This window comes from Limnothrix sp. FACHB-406 (genome assembly GCF_014698235.1).
GTDB lineage: Bacteria > Cyanobacteriota > Cyanobacteriia > CACIAM-69d > CACIAM-69d > CACIAM-69d.
In genome coordinates this window covers 1-24,496 of the sequence record NZ_JACJSP010000015.1, presented here as the reverse complement: position 1 = coordinate 24,496, position 24,496 = coordinate 1, and the positions used below count along the sequence as shown (strand labels likewise).

Sequence of the window (24,496 nt, the reverse complement as noted above, 5' to 3'; positions counted from 1 at the left end):
CGGTGGTTCCTCGCCCTTTTGCTGCTGTGCCGCCGATGTCTGTTTTTTCCAAGTCTCAACCCTCGGCCCAACCGCGCCAAGTCACCATTCTGGTGAGCGATCTGTCCACCAAGGGGGTCGGCCGTTGGGGCGGTGCGGTGCGCACGTTTTTGTTGGCCCAAGCGCTCGATCGCCTGGGTTATCGAATCCAGATCGTGGGGTCGGTGTTTGGGGAGTTGGGAACGTTGCCCGCTCCGCCCCACTGGCAGGTGGTGACCGTGCCGGGTTGCCCCTATCCCGGCTACTTTCGCTCGATCGCCCGGCTTTGGCCCCAAATTACCGGCGACATTATCTATGCCCAAAAGCTGAAACCCAGCAGCTACGGCTTAGGGCTGCTGAAGGCGATCGCCCATCGGCGGCCGGTGATTGTGGATATTGATGATTGGGAATTGAGCTGGCACGGGGGCGATCACTATCGCTATCGGCTGCGGCCGCGCAAATTTCTGCGCGACTTGTTGGGCAAAGATGGGGAACTGCGCCGGCCCGATCATCCCCTCTATCTCCAGGCGATCGAGTCTTGGGCCAGCCACGCCACGGCAATTACGGTGAATACCTTGGCGTTGCAGCAACGGTTTGGTGGGGTTTTGATTCCCAGTGGCAAGGACACGGCCCTGTTTGATCCCGATCGATTCGATCCCGTCGCCGCTCGATCGCGCCAAGGCTGGCAAGACTACAAAATTTTGATGTTTCCAGGAGCCACCCGCCCCTACAAGGGCGTTGAAGACTTGCTGGAGGCCTTAGATCAGCTCAACGATCCACAAATTCGGCTGGTGATCGTGGGGGGCAGTCCCTACGATGACTATGACCAGCAACTACAGGCCCGCTGGGGCCGATGGCTGATCTATTTACCCAAACAACCCGCCTCGGAAATGCCAGGGGTGGTGGCGGCGGCCCATGCGGTGGTGGTTCCCCAGCGGGACACCCCGGAAACCCGCGCCCAATTTCCCCTGAAGCTGACGGATGGCATGGCCATGGGCAAGCCGGTCATTGCCACCCGCGTGGGTGATATTCCGCAATTGCTGGGAGATACGGGGCTGCTGGTGGAACCCAGCCAGCCTCCCCAACTGGCCCAAGCCATTCGCCAGGTGTTGGATGATCCGGAACAATCGGGGGCGATCGGGCGGCGGGCCCGACAGCGCTGCATTGAACACTACAGCCTGGAAGCGATGGCCACGGGTCTGCACCAAATTCTCGATCGATGCTAGGGCGGCGAGGGGGGGCTGCTGCGGGCCGGTGGCCAAGAAGCGGTGGCGGTCGCCCCCCATCGGGCCAATGCCCGGCCTAAAATTCAGATGCGCATTTCTCCAGATCCCCGGGGCGATCGCATCAGGATGTTGCATCAGGTTTTGCCTGATGGGTTCTTGGCTGGTTTTTGGCCACCGCTGCCTGTTTTGGGTAGACCCCGTTCCTTTTTTCTTGTGATCCAATGGCCCGACGCAAATTCCTTTGGCAACTGATTCGGCGCTATCCCCGACAAGCCGCTTGGACGATGATCATGGGCTTCTCGGGGGCCCTGTTCAACGGGGTAAGCACGGCGCTGATTGTGCCAGTGGTGCTGCGCTTTTTGGGCCAGGAAATGGTGCTGTCCGGCGGGCCGCCCATTTTGCGCAAACTTTTTTCGCCCTTTGAGGGACTGCCCGCGGCCTACCAACCGATCGCCATGGCCGTGGCGGTGGTGGGCACGATCGCCCTCAAAAACCTGGCCACCTACCTCAGCGCCTTGGCCGTCGGAATTTTGCAGCGATCGCTGGCGGCTGACCTGCGAATGAACGCCATTCAGTTGCTGCTGGATGTGAATCTCAGCTACTTTGCTCGCACCCGTGTGGGCGACATCAACAACCGCCTGGGGAATGAAATTGGGCGGGTTTCGGCCACGGTGGCCAATTTGCTGCAATTGGTGGCCACCGTGGTCTCGATCCTGGTGATGGTGGGGCTGTTGTTGCTGCTGTCTTGGCAACTGACGGTGGTGGCCACGGTGTTGTTTGCGGGGGTGGTGTGGATTAATCAGCTTTATGTCAACCAGTCCCGCCAACTGGGGAAGGATGTGTCCCAAACCTCCAAGGACTATTCCGTGGCCCTGCTGGAGATTTTGGGCGGGATGCGGTTGGTGCGATCGGCTGCCATGGAGGCGCGGGAGTTCGATCGAATGCTGCGGCTAACCAAGGCCCGGGAGGCCGCGGAGTTTAAATCCCAGGCCAACTCGATCGCGATCGCCCCAGTCACGGAAGTGGTGAGCGTGGTGATGCTAATGGCGATCGTGGGCATCAGTCGCTGGTTGTTTGCGGATCAGCTCAGTGCCCTGTCCACGGTGCTGCTAACCTATCTGACGCTGCTGTTTCGGCTGCTGCCCCTGGTGGCCCAGCTCAACCGGTTGCGGGGCCAGTTGGCCAACACGGCCGCCAGTGTGGATGTGGTGGAAGACTTTTTGCGATCGAGCAACAAGACCTTTTTGGCCAATGGTTCCACCCCCTTCACGGGACTGCACCAGGATATTCGGTTTGAAAATCTCAGCTTTGCCTACGAAGGCAGCAGCGAGCTGACACTCCAAGACATCACCCTCACCTTGCCCCGGGGCACAACCTTGGCCCTGGTGGGCAGCTCCGGAGCCGGGAAATCAACCCTCGTGGAGCTAGTGCCTCGGTTTGCCGATCCCACGGCGGGGCGGATCCTCATCGATGGTCAAGACTTACGCAGCTTTGACGTGCGATCGCTCCGGCGATCCTTGGGCATTGTCAGCCAGGAAACCTTTCTGTTTAACGACACCATCCGCAATAACATCGCCTACCCCATGCCCACGGCCACCGATGAGGAGGTGATTGCCGCCGCCAAATTGGCCAACGCTATGGAATTTATTGAGCGAATGCCGCGCGGCCTGGAAACCACCATTGGTGATCGGGGTGTGATGTTGTCGGGGGGGCAACGGCAGCGGCTGGCGATCGCCCGGGCCTTGCTGCAAAATCCCCCAGTTCTGATTTTGGATGAGGCCACCAGCGCCTTGGATACGGTGTCTGAGCGGTTGGTGCAGGAGGCGATCGAAACCCTCAGCCGCGATCGCACCGTGATCGCCATTGCCCACCGCCTCTCAACCGTGCAGCGGGCCCACCAAATCGCTGTCCTGGACAAGGGGCGCGTGGTGGAAGTGGGTAACCATGCGGAACTGCTGGCCAAGGGCGGAGCCTACGCCAAGCTCTACACCATGCAGTTTGGCAATGCCCGGGTGCAGCAACCGATGGCCACCGCCAGCGAAACCTTCAACCGCACCTCCTACGAAATTCGCACCCGGCTCAACATCACCGTCGGCTCCCTGCAATTGCTGGTGGATGACCTGGTGGACAGCAACGAGGAACGCCAAGAACTCCTGCGCGAATCCTATCGATCGGCCATTCGGATGTTGAGCACCATGGAGTTGTTTGAAGACGCGCTGCAAGTTCAGCGATCGTTCTACAGCGACTCGGGAGGTGGGGGCATGGATCGCTATGAAACCTTTGCCCAAATTTCCTATCAGGTGCGATCGCGCCTCAGCGAAATTATTGGGGCCCTGCGGCTCATTTTGGATGACTTGACCGATGATCCCGAAGAGGACGAACGGATTTTGAACGATACCTACGCTGCCGCTCTGGAAATTTTGAACATCCTCGAATCCCTAGAAGCCACGGGCAATCAAGCCTAGGGGCCGATCGGGCAATGGGCCACCCTCCCAACGGAAGATGGCCCAAACAGCAATTGGCGACCCGTGAACGATCTCTCCAGCCGTCGATCGCCCGCCCTAAGCGTCCGTGGGCAGCAGGCTGACGATTTTGTCCACAAAGGCTTGGTGATCGACCACGGGCTTAGAGATGTAGTCATCCGCGCCACTTTCGGACAGGAAATTTTCCCGATCGCCTTCCATGGCGTGGGCCGTCACCAAAATGATGGGCAGCTTGGCCGTGGCCGGATCCCCCTTCAACATTTGGGTGATTTTAATGCCATCAACCGATTTGCCCTCATAGGTGCTGTGGGCCAAGGAAACGTCCATCAAGATGATGTCCGCTTCACCCGCCCGGGCAATCTTCACGACCTCTTCCACATCTTCTGTGTGCTGCACGGCCAGGCCGCCCCGCTTGGTCAAAATTTTGGAGAAGACGCGTGCATTAATTGGGTCGTCTTCAACGATCAAAACCGTTTTCATCGAGCAAGTTGCGCCAAACGCGAGGCTGTCTAGTTGTTATGCTATGCCTCATTGCTCTTTCCGTGCAAGCGACTGCTGATTAATCCTCGTCTTTCTTGCGATTTTTAATTTCGCTCACCCCTTGGCCGTTTTTTGGACTGGACTCGCCTGATGACCGCGCAACTCAACCTTCTTGGCTCTGGGCAAATCATTCCGACTTCGCTGCATGGGGAAATGCAGCGATCGTATTTGGAATACGCCATGAGTACGATCGTCGGCCGGGCCCTGCCGGATGCGCGGGATGGCCTCAAGCCGGTGCATCGGCGGATTTTGTACGCGATGCATGAGTTGGGGTTAACGCCCGATCGCCCCTTTCGCAAATGTGCCCGGGTGGTGGGGGATGTGCTGGGGAAATATCACCCCCACGGAGACAAGGCGGTTTATGACGCGCTGGTGCGGATGGTGCAGAGCTTTTCCATGCGCTATCCCCTGTTGCAGGGCCATGGCAATTTTGGCTCGATCGACGACGATCCACCGGCCGCCATGCGCTATACGGAAACCCGATTGGCAGAAATTGCCCAGGTTTCAGCCCTGGCAAACCTGAGCGAGGCCACCGTTAACTTTGCGCCCAATTTCGACAGTTCCCAACAGGAACCGGTGGTGTTGCCGGTGCAGTTGCCCCTGCTGTTGCTGAATGGCTGTTCGGGCATTGCCGTGGGCATGGCCACCAATATTCCCCCGCACCACCTGGGCGAGTTAGTGGATGGGTTGGTGGCGCTGATCGATCGCCCAGACTTAACCGATGCGCAACTGTGGAAACTGATTCCGGGCCCCGACTTCCCCACCGGGGGCGAAATTATCGGCACCAAGGGCATTGAGGATGCCTACCGCACCGGCAAGGGCAGCATTGTCCTGCGGGGGGTGACCCATGTGGAGGAAATTCCCGGCGGGCGGGGTCGCCAAAAACGGACGGCGATCGTGGTGACGGAGTTGCCCTACCAAACCAACAAGGCCAGTTGGCTAGAAAAAATGGCCGAGTTGGTGAACCTGGGCAAGCTGACGGGCATCAGCGACTTGCGGGATGAGAGCGATCGCGACGGAATTCGGGTTGTCATTGAACTGAAGCGGGAGGCGGAACCGGCGGCGGTTTTGAAGCAGCTTTATCGCCAAACGGATTTGCAGTCCACCTTTGGCATGATTCTGCTGGCCATTGTCGATCGCCAGCCCCAGCAGTTGAGCCTGAAGCAGGCCCTCCAAGTCTTTTTGGCGTTCCGGGAAGAAACCCTGACCAAGCAATTGACGGCCGATCGCGAGCAGGTGGCCGATCGATTGGAGTTGGTGGAAGGGTTAGTGCTGGCCCTGGATCATTTGGATGAAACGATCGAGATTTTGCGGTTTGCCCCGGACGGAACCACCGCCCAGGCACAGTTGGCCGTGCGGCTGGGCATGAGCGATTCCCAGGCCCAGGCGGTGTTGGGAATGCCCATGCGGCGACTGACGGGACTGGAGCGCCAAAAGCTGTTGGAGGAACGGGAAACCCTGCGATCGCGCCTAGCAGAGCTGTCGAATTTGTTGGACGATCGACAAGAACGGCTGAAATTCCTGAAAAAAGACCTGCGATCGTTCAAAAAGAAATTTGCCGATCCGCGCCGCACCCGAATTTTGGATGAAGCGACGGTGCAGGCGACCACGGAATCGCCAACAGTGGCGGCTCCCACGGCTCCGGAACCGGCGATCGTGGAACTGAGCGATCGGGGTTATGTGCGGCGGGTTCCGCCCAAGCGACGGCGCAGCGAATCCACGCCGGGCGAGCTGACGGAACGGGACGAGGCCGCCGTACAGACCTTTAATACGCAAACCGATCGGGAATTGTTAGTGCTCACCCGATCGGGCAAGGCCTATAGCCTGCGGGTGGGCGACATTCCCCCCATTAGCAAAAAAGCGCCCCGAGGATTGCCCCTGGTCACCCTCCTGCCGGAATCGGCCCGATCGACCGCCCTGCAAAGTGCGGATGATTCGGTGGCGGCCCTGGCCCGGGAAATTGTGGCCGTGTTGTCCTTGGACTTTGCCGATCGCCCCAATCCGCCCCAGGATTTGATTGTGCTCACTCAGCAAGGGCGGGTGAAGCGCTTGGCCCTGGGGGAATTTGAGCGAATTACCGGGCGGGGCCTGGTGGCCCTGAAGCTGAAGGAGGGCGATCAGTTGGTGGCCGCCGCCTTGGGATCCGAGGGCGATCGGCTGGTGGTGGCCACTTCCATGGGCCGAGGCATGATTGTGCCCCTGGACGCGGTTACCCTACCGGTCAGCAACCGCAACACCCAAGGAGCCTTGGCCACGAAGGTGAGCCGATCGGAACGGTTGTTGGGCTGTTGCACCTTAAGCCCGGGGCAAACCCTGGCCCTGATCACCGAGCGGGGCTATGGTAAGCAACTACGGGTGGATCGCCTGCGTCTGAATGGATTGGGCGAAGCGGGCAGCAATTTCCTGACCCTAGCCCGGGGCGATCGGCTGGCGGCCATGGCTCCGGTGGCCGATCGCGGCCTGTGGTGGATCAGCACCAACACGGGTCGATCGGGCGGCTTAGCTTGGGCCGATTTCCCCGTCCTGGGCCGCGAAGATCAGGGCGATCGGCTGGTGAAACTGGCCAGCACTGAGGCCATTAGCGGGGCGATCGCCCTGTAGTTCAAGATCTTCACTGGGCGCTTTGTTTAGGCTCGGGCGCGGTTAGCCCTAGCTGTTTTGGGAATTGGACGGTAAGAGGGTTGATCCGGATCCTTTGCCGTCCAATTCGCGACTGGCATTCAGTTTTTGATTCAGCTCCCGAATCCGACGAGAGAGCAGCCGAATCACATTCACCGCAATATCGGGAGTTTCGTCGATCGCGTCGTAGAGCTGCTGTTGGGTCAGCATCAAACATTCGCAGGGTTCGATCGTCGTGACGGAGGCCGATCGGGGTTCCGCATCAAACAGCGACATTTCCCCAAAAAAGGATCCTTTCCCTAGATGGGCCAAATCTCGATCGTTCAGATGCACCCGCACCCGTCCCGACACCACAATGTAGAGCGATCGCCCCTCTTGCCCCTGCGTGAAGATCGTTTGCTTGGCAGAAAACGATAACTCATCCATGCAGGAAGCCAACCGCACGAGGAACTCGTCGCGCAGTTCTTTAAAAATCGGGACTTCGCGGATAAAGAGCAGGCGATCGACGCTAGTGAGCATGAGCGGCTAGGCGCGGTGGGTCAAGCAGCAGGCCCCAGGCGGTCAATGACTCAAAGCTGGTTGATGCACCGCGAGGGCAAGGCTGGAGGTGAAACGACATGATGAAGGCTCAACACCCCGCTATCTTATCCCGCTTTGTGGGAGTGGCGAGTGCTGGGCTGGGGGTTCTTCGCGGGCAGAGTTCAATCAACCCGGAGCCACCCCAGTCCCTAGGCAGGGCCCGAAGCCTCGGCGGACTTGGTGGGCAGGGCAACGCCCAACCCCTGGGCCAGATGTTGCACCTGGGCCAGAACCAGGCGATCGGGATCATGCACCATCCGGGGCAAAATTTCCGCCAACATCCGCTGAGAAGCCAACTCCAAATAGGCTAGCACCGCTTCCCGCACAAAGCCGCGTGGGTGACGCAAACAGGCCAGGGTTTGATCCGTCGTCAAGCTCCAGCGCAAAGACCGCGCCACATGGAAGCAACAGGCCAAGGGCCAATCGGACAGGAAATAGCGCAAATCCAAAAGCCGCCGCACCCGATCGCGCGGGGGCATGGGTTGGTAATGCATCAGCTCATTCACCGCCGCCAGCCGATCGCGATCGTTGGCGGAGTCAAAAATTCCCAACACCGCCCGCTTACTGGGAATATCCAGCGTATTATCCAAAATCTCCAAGCCCCGAGCCACGGACTCCCGCGACCCCGATCGCAAATTAAAGGAAGCCGCTTGAATCGACCCGATCGGATAGAGGAACTTCATCAGGGAAAAGAGCCGTTCATGGGCATCCTGAATCGAATCGCGCAGGGACTGGCGCAGCAGATCCGCCTCCCGCCCCGTGAGGGACGCTTCCGACAAATCCACCAGCGCCGCCGCCAGTTGCCCCACGTAGCGCAACTCCTGGTCGATCGCCATTTCCACCCCACTTCGCCCAATCCGCCGCAACACGCCCTCAATCCCCGCGTCATCGGGCAGCTTCAGCAGGGTGCGCATAATCGTTTGGCGGGTGGCTCCCCAGGACACCAACAACCGCGACACCAAAATATCCAAGGCTTCTGAGGTGCTAATGCGCCCGATCGCCCCCCAGGCCTGCATCCGCATCAGATCCGGCTTATGGCAGTCCTCCGCCATTTCCAACAGCATCGGCAGCACCTCATGCTCCAGCTTGGTCAACCCGCGCAGGGCCGATTCCCGGGTGCTCTTGTAATTCAGCCCCCGCAACAGGGCCGGGTAATAGTCTTCCAGCCGGGCCGAGGCAATCACTTCCAGCAGGGCGCAACGCACCTCTACCGATGAATCTTGAAGCAAATCCGGCACATACAACCGCAGGGCCTGGAGATAGGCCGCCTCGCCCAAGGCCCGACAACCCATCACCCGCTCTCGCACATCGCCGCTGGTGAGCATTCGGCGCAAACTGTTGGTGGCTTCGGCCTTTTGGCTTGCAGATCCACGGCGCATGATTAACGAGGCCGCCGTACCCCGCACCATGGGATCCACCTCCGGCCGCAGGTAGGGCTGCAAATGGCGCACATCCTGATCGGATTCCGTAATCCAGACGTAGCGTAGGGCCGCCGCCAGCACCTCCGGCGGTGGTTGCTGCACAATCAGGGCCCGCACTTGCGCGAGATAGTCCGTTTGGGGCCGCTCCAGCATCACTTCCAAACATTGCTTTTGCAGCACGGGCGGAAACCCGGTCAGCAGGGGAGCCAGCACTTCACTGGCCCGCTCGGGGTCAATGCGGCTCAGGAGTTCGATGCACGATCGCTTGTCTTCGGGAGTGGTTCCTGGTTGCACCAGGGCCTCAATCACCGCCTGGCGCAGGGTGGAAGAGTCCACATCCATCGTGCCCAGCCGGCCCCGCTCGGCGCTGATCACCAACAGGCTGATGTAGCGCGATCGCAACCCCAACACCGCCACCACCCAGAGCACCGCCAAAATGACGATCGCCCCCAGCACAATCCAGCTTTGGGCTTCCAGGTAGTCCGGTGGTAAAAAGTGCTTGCAAACAAACACCGTCCCCAAAATCAGCAGCCCCGCCAGCCCCGTGGAGAGCGACTCAAACACACCGCGAACCCGGGCTTGGATGCTGCCCCGCACGCTGTCGGGAATGGGCTGGAACAGCACTGGGTTGGTGCTGGCAAAGAGGGTGTAGCGCAGCAGCTCATCCATGAACTTCAGGCCGATCGCCCCGAGGAACGCGCCCGAAAATCCATGGGCCGCTAGCGGAATGCTCAACAGGGCCAAAACCCCGGAAATCAGCACCGCCGTGGGCAAAATGGCCGCCGATCGAAACAGGCCAATCCGCTCGATCGCCCGACTGGACACCAGCCATTGGGTCAGCAACTCCGCCAACCCCAACACCCCGTTAAACAGGCCCAAAAAACTGGCAATCTCGCTGGCCACGTCACCCCCGGTGCCCGTGCCCGCCGTCGTTTTGCTCTGCAACTCCAGTCGATCAAAAAACTGAAATTCCACCAGCAGAAACAACACCTGCGCCAGCATGAAAAAGGCCACCAGCCAGCCCGCATAGCTGCGCAGGGGCCCCTGCAGCCGGCGATTGGAATCCGCCTGGGACTCTTCGGTGTAGCGACTGGGGGAATCGGGGAAGGCCTGACTGTAGGCCCGGCCCAGATAAAACAAAATGCCGCCCCCAAAGGCGATCGTGGCGGCCGCCAACAGCAACACATTCGGCAGCCCCACCCAATCCAACAGCACCGGCAGCGAAAAACCGCTGATCACATCCGCCACCAGCACACCACTGCTGATGAGGGGATAGGTGCGTTTAATTTCCCGAATGTTAAAAAGCTGGTTGGCGGTGATGGAGGTGTTGATGTCGTTGAGCACATAGGTCACATCCAGCCACAGCCGCATCACAAAAACCGTGATCGCCGCCAGGTGCTCAATGCCCAGTCCCGCCCGAAAGGCCACCAGGGGCAGGGCAATCAAAATTGGAATCAAGACGATCGTCTGACGCAGGGGAATGACCTTCTGCATCAGGGAATAGGCAAAGCCCATCAAGGCCCCGATCGCCGCGTTGCCCAAATAAATGAGCGGCAGGCCCACGGCCCCGTAGCGATCGACAAACAGACCCGCCGTGCTGTTATCCAGCCAACTCAACCCCACGGTGGTGGTGGTGTAGAAGGCGAACATCAACCAAGTGCGTTCCCCTTCTTCGGGCCGAAGGTTCAGCCAGCGCAGCACCTGTTGCCATGCGCCGCCTCGGGTTCCCTGATAGTTGGCATCCATGGGCGATCGGTCAATCAAATGGAGTGGGCGGACGGGCAAGGGCAGAGGGGCGCGCGATCGCACGCCCCCCACCACACAAGGGTGACAAAACCATGGACGGCTCGTCAATCTAATGATCACGGTTGGGCCCAGGGGCCCCCGTGTGCCATCACCCAGTTTTCACCCCTGGCCATCCTTACCGAAGGTTACTTTTCCCGCTTGGGTGACAGCAGCATCATCATATTGCGGCCTTCCCGCTTCGGCGCTTGCTGCACCTCAGCCACTTCTTGCAGATCCTGCATCATTTGATTGAGCAAGGTTTCCGCCAGGTGGGCGTGCTGAATTTCCCGCCCCCGGAAGGTGATCGTAGCCTTCACTTTATCGCCGGCCTTGAGGAAGCGTTCAGCGGCGCGGATCCGCACTTGGTAATCGTGCGGGTCGATTTTGTAGCGCATCTTGACTTCTTTCACGTCAGCCGTATGCTGCTTCTTCTTGGCCTCGCGCGCCTTCTTTTCTTGCTCAAACTTATATTTGCCGTAGTCCATGATCCGGCAAACGGGCGGCACGGCCTTGTCACTAATCAGCACGAGGTCTAGTTCCTTTTCCTCGGCCATGCGGCGTGCGTCGTAGGTGGGGATGATTCCAACCTGTGCGCCGTCTGCATCAATCAGGCGCACTTCGGGAAAGCGGATGTTTTCGTTGATGGGGGGAAGATTCGCGGGTTTGCGTTTGTCGATGACTGGTGGCATTGGTGAAATGGATTCTGGGGTAGCGCGATCGCTGTGAATGGAGCTTTTGAAGTTTGTTTAGGCTGGGCCAGCGTTGCTAGGGCGGGAAACAGCCGATCGCATGGGGCGATTGAGGCGATTTGCTTCCGTCTTAGCACGATCGAGCAATCAATTGAATGGTGTCGAACGGTATTGAACCATTCAGCGTCTAGCTGCTGCGGGACAGACTTGGCCCAAAACAACAGAGACTGCCACCTATTTTACTCTGTGCCAGGGGTGGATGGGATGAGGGACTTTTCGGGCGATCGCGCCTTGGAAATAGGGGGTTTGATCGGCTAAGGTGCAGCTAAGGATGTCAATAAACTCGCAAGATTTCTTAGTATTTGATCCAGGCAACTGAATCATGATGGTCTTTGTGATCCAGTGCCTCGATCGAGGCCATTCGACCATCAAGGCCGCTCGATCAAAAGTATTCGGCCACAGCACCCCATGAACGCAACTCCACTGGCCACAACCGACCCGCAACCCCCAGTCCCTCAACGCCCGGCGCGATCGTGGGTCGATCGCGTGGGCGATCGGCGTGATTGGGTTTGGCGCGGTTGGTCAACCCGCTACAGTTTCCTGCCCGGCCCGGCGGTGAATGGCGGGCCGCCCATTTTGTTGCTGCATGGGTTTGGAGCCTCGATCGGCTATTGGCGCTCCAACATGGAAGCCCTGGCCACTCACCACCCGGTTTATGCCCTTGATTTGGTCGGCTTTGGCGCATCCTGCAAACCATCGGTGGCCTACGATGCTTACTTTTGGGCGGAGCAGGTGCGGGAGTTTTGGCAAACCTTCATTGGGGTTCCGGCGGTGGTGGTGGGCAACTCGATCGGCTCGGCCATTGCCCTCACGGTGGCGGAATGCTACCCCGAAATGGTTTGTGGGGCTGTGGCCATTAGCTTGCCCGATCCATCCATGCGCGAGGAAATTATTCCCAGGGCCCTGCGCCCGCTGGTGCTGGGGCTGGAGGCTTTGGTGGCTTCTCCCTGGCTGTTGCAGGCTGTTTTTTATGGGGTGCGCCGGCCGGCCGTGGTGCGGCGCTGGGCTGGCTTGGCTTGGGGAGATCCCGGAGCGATCGATTCGGAGTTGGTGGAAATTTTGACAGAGCCGGCCCGCGATCGGGGGGCGGCCCGCACCTTTGCCCAAATTATCCGCGCCATGGCCAGCAGCCGGTTTTCGCCCCCCATTCGGCGGGTGTTGAACCACATCCAAATTCCGGTGCTCCTGTTGTGGGGCACGCGCGATCGACTCATTCCCTTCGCCCTCTCCCAACAATTTGTCGGTTGTTCACCGCGTTTGGAATTTGTGCCGATCGAGGGAGCGGGTCATTGTCCCCACGATGAAGCGCCCGATCGAGTGAATGCCCTCTTGCGCCAATGGCTCGATCGACTGGGGCGATCAGCCGACGCGGCAGGAGAAAACTAGGCTGCGAACCGGACAAAACCCCGGTAACACGACCGAGAAAGCGGGGTTTAGGGCATTGATCGGCGACCTATCCATTGCATAATGGGGTCAACCTTTCGCATCGGGAGCAGCGGCATCGTGGGCATCGTCGTAGAAAACGTCACCAAACGCTTTGGCGATTTCCTGGCCGTCGATAACGTCAGCCTTAGTTTAGAGTCCGGTTCGCTGGTGGCCCTGTTGGGTGCGTCGGGATCCGGTAAATCAACCCTGTTGCGGTTGATTGCCGGCCTCGAAAAGCCGGACAGCGGGCGAATTTGGCTCACCGGCAAAGATGCCACCGACCAAACCGTACAAGAGCGCAACATCGGCTTTGTGTTTCAGCACTACGCCCTGTTTAAGCACATGAACGTGCGCCAAAACATTGGATTTGGGTTGGAATTACAAAAGACCGATCGCGCCAAGGTGCGCCAGCGCGTCGATGAGCTACTGGAGTTGGTGCAGCTTTCGGGGTTGGGCGATCGCTACCCCTCCCAACTGTCCGGCGGCCAACGGCAGCGGGTGGCCCTGGCGCGGGCGTTGGCTGTGGAACCGAAGGTGTTGCTGTTGGATGAACCCTTTGGGGCATTGGATGCGAGGGTGCGCAAGGATTTGCGGGCCTGGTTGCGGCGTTTGCACGATGAAGTGCATGTGACCACGGTTTTTGTGACCCACGACCAAGAGGAAGCGATGGAAGTGGCCGATGAAATCGTGATTGTGAATCATGGGCGGATTGAACAAATTGGCTCGCCCGCTGAAATTTACGATCGCCCCGCCACGCCTTTTGTGATGAAGTTCATTGGGCCGGTGAACATTCTGCCCAGCGATTCCCAAATCTTCCAGGCTCACGGCATTGATTCCACGGAGCCGGAAATTTTCCTGCGGCCCCATGATGTGGTGATTGAACTAGCACCGGACAAGGCCACGGCTCCGGCCCGCGTTAGTCGGCTGGTGCATTTGGGTTGGGAAATTCAGGCGGAATTGGTGTTGGATGATGGGCAGGTGATGACGGCCCATCTGACACGGGAACGATTTGATGAATTAGATCTTTCGCCCCAGCAACGGGTTTACGTCAAACCCAAGGGAGCAAAGGCGTTTCCACTGCATTATTCGATCTAACTCTGTCCAATTCGGCCTGAATCACCCTGCTTAATTAATTCATTCGATCGATTGATTTGATCGATTGGTTGGGTCAATGCGCCTTAAGCTGCGCTGCCTAAATTACACCGATCGCCATTACACCGATTGCAACAGAGACTGACCCAAGTAGCTGTCGCGATCGGGCACGCCAGGCAGGGCAAAGAAATAGCCGCCCCCGATCGGCTTAATGTATTCCTCCAAGGGTTCACCATTCAGCCGATTTTGAATGGCTTCAAAGCCAGTTTTCACATCCTGTTGAAAGGCCAAAAAGAGCAAGCCCATGTCCAACTGACCGGCGCGATCGATATCGCGGGAGTAGTGGAATCCTTTGCGCAAAATTTGATGTTCTCCCATGCCGGGATTGCGCGGGTTTGCCAACCGAATATGGGAATCGAGGGGAATTGCTTTGCCAGCCCGTTGATAGTTTGGAATCTCTTCCTCGTGGCGGTAACCCAAGGGCGCACCGCTACTGCGCGATCGCCCCATCACCGCTTCTTGCTCATCCAAGGGAGTTCGATCCCAAAACTCCACAAACATCCGAATAATTCGCACCACGTGATAGGAACCGCCGACCGTCCAGGCCGGTTCTGGGCTGTTACGAGAAACCCAAACCAATCGGTTCATTAACTTCTCGTCTTTCGGGTTCGGGTTCACCGTGCCGTCCTTGAACCCCAACAGGTTGCGCACGGTGGTGCGGCGGGGATGGGGGTCGCGATCGGGCTGTTGGAAACCGGCCATTTGCCAACGCAAAACCACCAACCCCGACAATTGCTTCAGGATGTCGCGCAGGGCGTGGATGTTGGTTTCTTCGTGGTTGGCGCAAAACTGCAAGAGCAAGTCGCCATGGCAAAGCTGGGGATCGAGGCGATCGTTCGGGAAATTGGGCATTTCCGTCAAATGACGGGGTTTGGCGGCGGCCAGGCCGTAGCGTTGGTCAAACAGAGAGGCCCCCACGGAAACGGTGACCGTGAGCCGATCGGCGGGAAATTCGTCGCCCAAAATACCGGAGCCGCTGGGGGGATAGCGCTGATCCAAGGGCTTCAGGGCACCACCAGCCATCAAATAGGCAATGCGATCGGTCAGGGTTTGAAACAGTTGAGTCAGTTCCTGGCGATCGCGTGCAGTCACGTCCAAAGCCACCACCAAAGCAGCGGCCACATCCGGTGTGGCGATGCCCGGTTGGTGAGGGCCCCAAAAGGGAATCGCCTCCGCCAGGGCAGCGGCTTCGGAGCGATCACCCCACCAACGCTGACCTTGCCACAGGCCCAGGCCTGCACCAACGGCGATCGCCAATCCCCGTCCCAGGAGTTGCCGCCGACTCCAGGAAAAGCGTGGTTTTACCATGAATCTTCCCTCAGAAATTTCCTCAAAAACGATGTTTGCTCCGTTGGTATAGCAGGCAGAAATAACGGTTATTTAGCCCTAAACACCGATTACGCCCCGTAGTTTGGAAATGTTTTCCGCAAGCTTGGCCAAATCTGCCTGTAAGCGCTTTTTGTCGGCGGCCGAAAGCTTGTCGTAGGTCATGAAGTCGCCATTGGGCAGCTTATATTTCTCCAAAACCTGATTCACGGCCGCAAAATCCCGATCGACCCGTTGCAGCACTGTGGGCTGAATTCGCTGCACCATGGGCCGCACCAAATCCACAACCTTTTGGGAGCCTTCCAAGTTGGCGCGGAATGACCAAAAATCCAGACGGCTGTAGCGATCTTCCTCGCCGGTAATTTTGCCCAGGGAGACTTCTTCAATCAGTTCCGAAGCCCCGCGAACCATATCCCTCGGCTCAATTTCCAGGGAAGCCACGCAGGTTTTTAGCCCCTGAAGATCCGTCATTAGCTTGCGGGCAAAGGGTTCATAGCCTTTGGTGGTGTTGTACTTAAACAACCCCATTTCAATGCGGTGGAAACCTGTGAATGCCGGGTCGTCTTCCCCTTTAAAGTCATCCACCCGCGCATCGATCGCCCCATCTAGAGCCGCAAAGGACGAGGCGATCGGCTCAATGCGTTCCCAACCCAACCGCGATGAGCCATACACCGCTTTCGCCCCCGCCACATCTCCGGCAATTACCCGATCGGTAAACACCTTTGTATCGGTCACCAGGCGATCGACCTCTTGCACCACATAGGTCTTGTAATCGGCCACCGCTTTCTGAAGTTCCTCTGGCTTAATGGCCGGGTTCGGTGTGACCGCAGCACTGCTGTCTTCGGCCCCTTCGCCACCTTCACCGCCTTCACCGCCTTCGCCCCCTTCACCGCCAGCGCCCCGCCGACAGGGATCCAGTTCCGAAGCCACCGCCCCAGGCGAGGCCGTTGCGGAAGCCACGGGAGATTCAGCCCCAGGCGAGGCCGCTTCTTGGGTTGAGACCGCTGCATTTTGCTGAGGGGCAACCGCACAGCCCGTGGGACTCAGGGCCGTTAACAGATATGCACCAATGCCAACCCAAAGTTTTGTCTTATTTTTCATGGCTGCTGAAGTCTGATGGCTAAAGATCCGATCGCCAGGGGCAACGATTGCTGGGCAGAGGGTGCTTGGGCGCGCCGATTGGCCCCTCCAGAAATTGGAGCGGAGATCAAAAATTGCGAATTACTTGCAAGAGTATAACAGGTGCTTGTCCCGCTTTCTGGAACCAGACTAGAGCAGCCGCGATCGGGAAAATGCTTGTATTTCTTGAAGCTGAGCATTTTTGGAGTTCACCCTGCTCCAGGGACTTCAGCCGCTTACTGCCAAACTGTAGTAATTTTTCTAAGAAAAAGATCTGCAATTAAAAAGACTAATGATTATTTCTATTGCTAATGTGCTGAGCGCGGCGGAACTGGCCACCATTGAGGCGCAACTGGCAGGCGCAACATTTATTGACGGCCAGTCCACCGCTGGCTGGCACGCCAAGCTCGTGAAGCAAAACACCCAACTGGCCAGCACAGACCCCGCCTTTGGCCCCTTGCGAACGTTGGTGCAACAGGCCCTATGGCGCAATCCGTTGTTTCAAATGGCCGCGCTACCCAAGGCGATCGGGCCGATTTTGTTCAGTCGCTACGAAACGGGCATGGCCTACGGCAGCCACGTGGACAACGCTTTCATGGGCAGCGATCCCAAGATTCGATCGGACTTGTCTCTCACCCTGTTTTTGCGATCGCCCGAAACCTACGACGGTGGCGAATTGGTGATTGAAACCACCAATGGCGAAGAAACCTTCAAGCTCGCAGCCGGGGCCATGGTGCTCTATCCCTCCTCCACCCTGCACCGCGTGGAGGCGATCGCCCAAGGCGTGCGACTGGTGGCCGTCACTTGGATCCAAAGTCTTGTTAAAGATCCCGCCGAGCGAGAGCTGCTCTTTGACCTGGACACCGCCCGCCAATCGCTATTTGCCAAAACCGGCAAAACGCCCGAGTTTGACCTCATTGCCAAAACCCATGCCAACCTGCTTCGGAAATGGGGAGAACTCTAGCCACAGCGAGGCAAACACTAACCAGACCCAGCGCCGTGAATGGAGTCTGAGCAACGCGCCCAGGGGGCGGACTGGCTCGATCAATTCCAAAAGCTGACTTGATCGATCGGGCGCTGAAATGTTGAAATTCCGTTGAGGTCACATAGGTTTACGTTGATTTTTGTGTAGAAGTTTAAACGAATCGTACAATTAATAATTTTTTAAATTTAAAAAATCACGCTCGATATCTTATTCGTTGAATGCCATTTAAGTCACCAAATCGATCAAATTCTTCTCACCTGCCATCTATTTCATAGCATCAAATTGCAATTCAAAGGATTCATGAAGCAACAATCCAAAATAATCAAAAGGAGCTGAAATTGATTTATTTGTATAAATAACAACGCGAAATTAAAATTCAAGAATCTTATTAACCAACAAAAGATAATTGATTAATAGAGACTTGAACCTCATACAAATATTTTAAAAGCTCTAACAATTATTCAACCACCTCTAAAAATTTACTGATTGGGATTTGTCTGAAGTTTAGACTACCAAAAGGCTTGTATTTAGGGTAATTAATGGGAGCAAGCCCTAATTTGTCTGGATTTCCACAAATTTGCTGAATATTTTCACGACTTTTTCATTGATCGACGTAATACTCAATAGCTCGATCGTCCACTGGAAATCTATGGAACAGATCATCAACGTCATCACAGCTCGCAAATCCCTAGCGTGGCTGCAAAAGTTTCACTTCGGGTCAATCTTGGCAACCGCCTTGGTTTACGATGCCCTGGCAGAGCTGTCCCGGGCCGTCGCTTCCACGCCAAACTCAGTCACCCCAGTTTGGCCACCGGATGGATTTGCCGTTGGTATTGTCCTGCTCTGTGGCAGAGGCGTGCTTCCCGGCGTTTTTTTAGGATCCTTAGGGGCTAATATTCAAGCCTTTTGGGGCGATCGCAATCTGATCACCCTGCTGTTATCTACCGTAGCCGTACTGGGCATTGCCGCCGGAACTACTGCGGGCACTCAATTAGGAACCTATTTATTTAAACAGTCAACCCGCAGTCGATATCCATTTAGCCAAGTTTCTGACACCATTCGATTTTTGGTTTACGCAGGATTGCTGGGCCCCGTTGTCAACGCAACAATGGGCGTAGGCATGTTAGCTGCTGCTGGGAAAATCGATTTTTTTGAACATGCTCCTAGCACTTGGTTAACCTGGTGGATTTCTAACGTTGCCGGTATTTTTATTTTGACACCACTCATTTTGAGCGGATATCGCTACCTAAAACTGAATCAACTGAGTTGTCGCAACCTATCACAGCTTATTTTTCATGTCTTAAATCGCAAAATTGTGAATCCACATTCTTTTCAAGGTGTTTTATCACGATTAGGAATCAAGGTGATTCCAAGCAAAGAAATTGAATTCTTATTTTTATGTTTAAGTGTTTTCTTGATCAGTTTTTCTGCTTTTTGGAATGGACAATCCATCGCCTATGTTTTGATTCCCTTATTAATTTGGGCTGTTTTCCGTTTTGGAGATTTGGGGGCTAATTTCACAGCTTTCTTGATTTCTTTGATGGCTATTTTGGGCACAGTGCGCGGGTTGGGCAGTTTTGCCAGCCCTCACCTGAATCAGTCGTTGATGGGTTTACAGTCGTTTATCGTGGTGGTGGTTTTTACATCATTAATTTTGACGGCAACTTTGGCTGAGCAAAACACTGCTAAGGTGAAGCTAGATCGAGCATTCGCAGATTTAAAGGTTGCCAATCATGTTTTGGAGCATCAGGCCAGAACGTTAATTCAGCAAAATCGAACCCTAGAGCGAACTCTTGAGGAGTTGAAGTTCACTCAGGCGCAAATGGTTCAAAGTGAAAAAATGTCTGCGTTGGGAAATTTAATTGCTGGGGTTGCCCATGAAATTAACAACCCGATCAGCTTTTTAAATGGCAGCATTGAAAATGCGAAAGAATATGCCAACTATTTGTTGGAACATATTCGGCTTTACCAGAAGCAATATCCTGAACCTAGAAGGGATATTGTGGAACATGCTGAGGATATTGATTTAGAGTTTTTAGAGGAAGATTTTCCTAAATTGTTTGAATCCATGCACAATGCCACCGATCGGGTGACTGGAATTAGTAAAAGTTTGCGAGCATTCACGCGATCGGACACCGATCAAAAAGTCAGTGCCCAACTGACAGAGAATCTGGACAGCACGATTCTGATCTTAAAATATCGACTGAAGGCTACGAATCATCGCTCTGAAATCCGGGTGATTCGTAATTATGAGAAATTGCCTGAAATCTACTGCTTTCCAGGGCAACTAAATCAGGTATTTATGAATATTTTGGCTAATGCCATTGATGCGATCGACGAGTTCGCCATGGAGCAGAGCCTTGAAAATTTACCAGCCCGCTCCTATCAAATTACCGTAACCACAAAGTTAGAAACGAATCAGATTGTGATTGGCATTGTTGACAATGCTAAGGGAATGGATGAGGCAACGATCGCTCGGGTTTTTGATCACCTCTTTACGACCAAGGGAGTGAACCAAGGCACGGGCATTGGCCTATCGATCGCCCAAGAAATTGTGGTGACCAAACATGGCGGGTCGATCGATGTGCAATCCCAACTCAATCAGGGAACTGAGTTTTTGATTCGTTTGCCCATTGATTCATAAGGAACCCACGGATTAACCCGCTGATTCATCGTGAAGTAAAATCAGGCAATTGATAGGCTCTTGATGGGCTTTGGTTGTTCAAACATTCCCTAGGAAACTGGGGGCAATTGCTGTTCAATAAAGCCAATAATCTCTGGCAAACCATGGCCCGTTTTTAGATTGCTGAACAGAAAAGGGCGATCGCCTCGCATTTTCTGGGCATCCCGTTCCATGACCGCTAAATCAGCACCCACATGGGGAGCCAAATCGATTTTATTAATCACCAAGAGATCAGATTTAGTGATCCCTGGCCCCCCTTTGCGAGGAATTTTGTCACCGGCTGCCACATCAATCACGTAAATCGTTAAATCAACTAACTCCGGGCTGAAAGTGGCGGCCAAGTTATCTCCCCCACTTTCAACAAAGGTGATTTGAATAGGGCGATCGCCCTGCGCAAATTTAGCCTCTAATTGCTCGATCGCCACCAGGTTGATGGAAGCATCTTCTCGGATGGCCGTGTGGGGGCAACCGCCGGTTTCCACACCCACGATTCGATCGGGGGAAAGAGCAGCACTCCGAACTAAAAATTGAGCATCTTCCTGGGTATAGATATCATTGGTCACCACCGCCAGACTATATTGATCGCGCAATTTTTTACACAAAGCATCCACCAGGGCTGTTTTTCCAGAACCCACTGGCCCGGCCACCCCGATTCGTAATTGACTGGTCATGGTAATGGTTAATCAATGAACTCATGAGATGGACGCATAGCCAACTCATTCAATTGAAGAAATTTTGGCAAAGGCTCATTGGATTTGACAAGATCTCCAAGCACTTAAGCGGGGCCATCAATGGGTAATTCAATCGTTAATGTTGCTCCCTGTTGAGGGGCAGACTGACAAGATAGTTGTCCGTGGTGTTGTTGAGTAATGATTTGGTAGCTCACCGATAGGCCCAATCCTTTGCCTTCGCCCACTGGCTTTGTGGTGAAGAAGGGATCAAAGATTTTTTGGCGCACACTGTCTTCCATGCCTGGGCCGTTATCGGTGATGGAAATTTGCACAGTTCGATCGCTAATTTTGCAAGTTTCAATGGAAATTTCGGGCATGGGCTGCAAGGCAAAACCGGCGGGCGATCGCAAGGCATCGATCGCGTTGGTCAAAATATTCAAAAAGACCTGATTCACCATACTGGCGTAGCAATTCACCAACGGAATTTCGCCATAGTTTTTTAACACGCTGATTGCTGGCTGTTGGCTTTGCACCTGTAATCGGTGCTGCAAAATCAGCAGCGTGTTGTCAATTCCTTCATGCAGGTCTACTTGTTTTTGATCCGATTCATCCAAACGCGAGAAATTTCGCAGTCCTAGGACAATTTGCCGCACCCGATCGACCCCATTTTGCATGGAGTGAAACAAATTATTCAGATCTTCTTTCAGGAAATCCAACTCCATTTCTTGCATTCTTGCTTGAACAATTGGATGAATTTCAGAGGAGTGCTGCTCATGGAGTGTCAACAAATCCAGGAGGTCTAAAAAGTAAGACCGAGCATGAGTAATATTACCCATAATGAAACTAATAGGATTATTAATCTCATGGGCAATACCGGCCACCATTTGCCCCAAGCTCGACATTTTTTCCGCTTGAATTAGTTGCGCTTGGGTTTGTTGCAGTTCTTGGAGCGTAATCTTCAACTGCTGGTTTCTTTCGGTTAGCTCCTGAGTGCGGGCGGCCACTTTCTTTTCCAGATTGTTGCTGTAGTCTTCCAAGTTTCGGTAGAGGCGCGCGTTTTCAATGGAGATCGCCGCCTGCGCCATCAAAATTTGCAACACTTCCAGGCGATCGGGTGTGAATGCATCGATCGCCAAATTATTCTCCAAATAAAGAACGCCCATTAACTGTCCTTGTTGAGTAATGGGCATACAAATCACCGATTGAATTTGCTGGTTTGCAATGTAAGGATCATTGGTAAATAGTCCTTCAGCCATAGCATTTCCCAACACCACTGATTCTTGAGTTCGTTGCACGTATTGAATCAGGGAAACCGGCAAAGATAAACTTGGAGATAAGGGGCAGTTTAGGGGAACATCTACGGCCGTTTGCCCTTCCACGTGACTGGTAGCCACCACGGTTAGCCGATTGTTTTGTTGGGGATCTTTAAGGAGCAAATAGCCCGTTTGGGCCCCCGCATTTTCAAGGGTTAGTCGCGTTAGTTGGGTTAACAATTGCGACAAGACAATTTCCCCCGAAAGGGCTTGGGCCGCTTTAATCACGGTGTTAATATCCAGCACCGTGCTGGCGGTTGTGTGGGGATGGGTGGAATGCTGAGTGCCCGTGGGCGGCAAGGTGGGCGGCCGCCGTGGCGACAGATTTTGTAAGGGCAGCGACTTGGCCTGGAGCGCGGCAACTTTGGCTTTGGCTCCCCAGCGATCGTAAGCATGAGCCGCATCCAGCCAATATTGCTTAGCAATTTTGTCGCGCCCAGAGTCGTGATATAGCTCAGCGGCACGCTCGGCCGCGATCGCCACTTCAGGCCAGCGACTATGGGCTTGGGCTGTGTTGATGGCGCGATCGTAATAGTCCATGGCTCGCAGGATTTCCCCTTGCCAACGGGCCGTTTCTGCCAGCACCAATTCATATTTACTTTGATAGTTTTCTGGTGCGTGATGTGCCCAATTTTCCAACTTTGCCGTCAAAAGTTCTAAGGTGGAAGGCCGATCTGGTTCTTCTTCATTTAGAGCGGCCAAGTCACTGGGTTGAGTGGTTTTGAGATAAACCAATGCGGCATAAAATGTGAAGCCACCAGACAACATCGAAGCGGTGGCTGCTGCTTGGTACTGGTCAGCCAAATTCGCCTTGGTTTTTGCTGCTTCCCAGTCATTCATGACATAGGCCAGAATAGTCTCTGCAAAATAGATAAAGAAGAGCAGCATTTGGTTTTCAGAAGCTTGAATTTCTGAAACCAATTGGCGATTAATATAGCGGCCTTCCAGTTGAGAAGTGGGTGTTTCTGGCGACTCCAAGGCTTCCGTGAGTTGTCGCCAAGTCATGGCTGGATATAAGCCATGATCCTGTTTAATTTTCTGGAGCAATTCGATATACAGTTGTTGCTCTCGGGCCACTTCTGTCAAGGGCGTTCCCACCAACATCATGTAGCCACAAGACCACATGGCGCAGTAGGTGGCATAAACCACATCACCCGTTTCCATTCCCATTTGCACTGTGCGCTCAAGGAATTGAATCGTATTTTGATGGGGTTCTTTCCAATGAACCACAAAGGAATTGAAAAGCATGTGGATTTTGCATTTCAGAGCATCCGAGGGATATTGCTCCAAAATTTGCAAAGAAATTTGTCCCGATCGATAGCCCAATTCAATTTGATTTAAGGGACCACACAACAACAATCCATACATGCCATAGGCGTAGGCGGCGAGAGCTGAATGGCCCAGCTCTAGGCACATATTCACCATCAGAAAAACGATGAAGGGCAATAAATCGGGTCGCACTTCGTAAGAGGGGCCCGTGATGATGATCAGAATTTCGAGGGCAGCCAAAGCAGCCCGATCGCTCATTTCTGGGTAATTTGCCAACTGATCCAACTCCGGCAGCGGCTGATTTAGTTGCAACAGTTGCGAATCAATCACCAAGGGATAGCCCAGTAGTTCCAAAACAGGCAAAGCTGTTTCGATCGCACTGTGCATTTGGTTTTCAGCGATCAGAAATTGAATTTTTAGCTCATAAATTTTTGCGCGGTCAATCAGCGAGCATGAGCGCTCTAAGGCAATTTCTGAAAGAGTATATGCCTCTTTAAATTGAGCCAATAAATATTCAACTTCCACACTCGTAGTATAGAGGTTAAATGTTAATTCATAATCCATTTCCCAGGCATTTCCCGGCAGCAATCGACGGCCCATTGCAAAGTATTCTTGGGCCGAACTGTAGGCCGCCGCAGCCTTAGCCTTTCTACCTGCTCGATCATTTAGCCGCGCCAAGAGTAACTGTTCCTGGGGATCCGAAATGAGGGCAGAACCCACATTCATCGCATTCACCACATCAAACAGACAATCATCTAGCCGATCGGGTTCAATACTGTTGAGCAACAAGCGACCCACCGTTAAATGGATGAGTTGCTTTTCCTCATTAGGAATCAGAGAATAGGCCGCTTGCTGCACACGATCGTGCAGAAATTTGTAGGTAATCGTGACTGTTTTACAATCTTCTAACACTTGCGGAATTTCATAAGCTGCATTCAGCGGAATAACAAATTCTGCCTGAAGAGCTTGCCACAAATCTGCGAAAGTCTCCGTTGTAGATTTTTCATGAACAATAGCCAACATATCCAAACTCAGAAGTGTTGAATGACAGATTCAGGTTATAAAAAAGGGGTAAGAAGATGTAATTCTTACCCCAAACAATCAAAAAGTAGTACACCAATGTTACGCTCATT

The 24,496-nt window shown here is 54.7% G+C and carries 15 protein-coding genes; 7 read left to right on the top strand and 8 right to left on the bottom strand.

What is annotated here, in order from left to right:
- The first annotated feature begins 35 nt into the window (after nt 1-35).
- Both H6G53_RS14025 and H6G53_RS14020 read left to right on the top strand, forming a co-directional pair.
- Nucleotides 36-1,244, top strand: a complete 1,209-nt coding sequence (locus tag H6G53_RS14025) for a glycosyltransferase family 4 protein (protein ID WP_190533933.1) — start codon at nt 36-38, stop codon at nt 1,242-1,244.
- A gap of 221 nt (nt 1,245-1,465) precedes the next feature.
- Nucleotides 1,466-3,709: an ABC transporter ATP-binding protein gene (locus H6G53_RS14020; protein ID WP_190355809.1), complete on the top strand. Its 2,244-nt coding sequence runs from the start codon at nt 1,466-1,468 to the stop codon at nt 3,707-3,709.
- A 96-nt stretch (nt 3,710-3,805) separates the two neighbouring features.
- Here the strand turns inward: H6G53_RS14020 and H6G53_RS14015 are convergent, their stop codons facing one another.
- Nucleotides 3,806-4,207: a response regulator gene (locus H6G53_RS14015; protein WP_099532594.1), complete on the bottom strand. Its 402-nt coding sequence runs from the start codon at nt 4,205-4,207 to the stop codon at nt 3,806-3,808.
- Between the two features lie 150 nt (nt 4,208-4,357).
- Here H6G53_RS14015 and H6G53_RS14010 point away from each other — a divergent pair, with 150 nt between their 5' ends.
- Nucleotides 4,358-6,868, top strand: a complete 2,511-nt coding sequence (locus H6G53_RS14010; protein WP_190533930.1) for a DNA topoisomerase (ATP-hydrolyzing) subunit A — start codon at nt 4,358-4,360, stop codon at nt 6,866-6,868.
- 48 nt (nt 6,869-6,916) lie between these two features.
- On the opposite strand, the gene H6G53_RS14005 is transcribed toward H6G53_RS14010, so the two are convergent.
- The 3 genes from H6G53_RS14005 to infC form a co-directional block, all read right to left on the bottom strand.
- A complete protein-coding gene (locus H6G53_RS14005) occupies nt 6,917-7,405 on the bottom strand; it encodes a Crp/Fnr family transcriptional regulator (protein WP_099532595.1) in 489 nt (162 codons plus the stop codon).
- A 209-nt stretch (nt 7,406-7,614) separates the two neighbouring features.
- Entirely contained in the window at nt 7,615-10,632 is a 3,018-nt protein-coding gene (locus tag H6G53_RS14000; protein WP_099532624.1) for an Npt1/Npt2 family nucleotide transporter, read from the bottom strand.
- Nucleotides 10,633-10,817: 185 nt separating this feature from the next.
- Nucleotides 10,818-11,360, bottom strand: a complete 543-nt coding sequence (infC, locus tag H6G53_RS13995; protein WP_099532596.1) for a translation initiation factor IF-3 — start codon at nt 11,358-11,360, stop codon at nt 10,818-10,820.
- Between the two features lie 468 nt (nt 11,361-11,828).
- On the opposite strand from infC, the gene H6G53_RS13990 reads away from it, so the two are divergent.
- Nucleotides 11,829-12,806, top strand: coding sequence for an alpha/beta fold hydrolase (locus tag H6G53_RS13990; RefSeq protein WP_190533927.1), 978 nt, complete (start codon nt 11,829-11,831; stop codon nt 12,804-12,806).
- A gap of 117 nt (nt 12,807-12,923) precedes the next feature.
- A complete protein-coding gene (locus tag H6G53_RS13985) occupies nt 12,924-13,940 on the top strand; it encodes a sulfate/molybdate ABC transporter ATP-binding protein (protein ID WP_099532625.1) in 1,017 nt (338 codons plus the stop codon).
- 117 nt (nt 13,941-14,057) lie between these two features.
- Here H6G53_RS13985 and efeB read toward each other — a convergent pair whose 3' ends face one another.
- Nucleotides 14,058-15,305, bottom strand: a complete 1,248-nt coding sequence (efeB, locus tag H6G53_RS13980) for an iron uptake transporter deferrochelatase/peroxidase subunit (RefSeq protein WP_099532600.1) — start codon at nt 15,303-15,305, stop codon at nt 14,058-14,060.
- A gap of 78 nt (nt 15,306-15,383) precedes the next feature.
- Nucleotides 15,384-16,424, bottom strand: coding sequence for an iron uptake system protein EfeO (efeO, locus tag H6G53_RS13975; protein ID WP_190533924.1), 1,041 nt, complete (start codon nt 16,422-16,424; stop codon nt 15,384-15,386).
- A gap of 310 nt (nt 16,425-16,734) precedes the next feature.
- Here efeO and H6G53_RS13970 point away from each other — a divergent pair, with 310 nt between their 5' ends.
- Nucleotides 16,735-17,406, top strand: a complete 672-nt coding sequence (locus H6G53_RS13970) for a Fe2+-dependent dioxygenase (RefSeq protein ID WP_190533921.1) — start codon at nt 16,735-16,737, stop codon at nt 17,404-17,406.
- 670 nt (nt 17,407-18,076) lie between these two features.
- The gene (locus tag H6G53_RS18770) at nt 18,077-20,071 is read left to right on the top strand and encodes an MASE1 domain-containing protein (RefSeq protein WP_242037338.1); all 1,995 of its coding nucleotides are present in this window, start codon (nt 18,077-18,079) and stop codon (nt 20,069-20,071) included.
- Between the two features lie 89 nt (nt 20,072-20,160).
- Here H6G53_RS18770 and ureG read toward each other — a convergent pair whose 3' ends face one another.
- Together ureG and H6G53_RS13955 are read right to left on the bottom strand one after the other, a co-directional pair.
- Nucleotides 20,161-20,781, bottom strand: coding sequence for an urease accessory protein UreG (gene ureG / locus H6G53_RS13960; RefSeq protein ID WP_190533918.1), 621 nt, complete (start codon nt 20,779-20,781; stop codon nt 20,161-20,163).
- 104 nt (nt 20,782-20,885) lie between these two features.
- Nucleotides 20,886-24,386: an ATP-binding protein gene (locus tag H6G53_RS13955; RefSeq protein WP_190533915.1), complete on the bottom strand. Its 3,501-nt coding sequence runs from the start codon at nt 24,384-24,386 to the stop codon at nt 20,886-20,888.
- Nucleotides 24,387-24,496 lie beyond the last annotated feature (110 nt).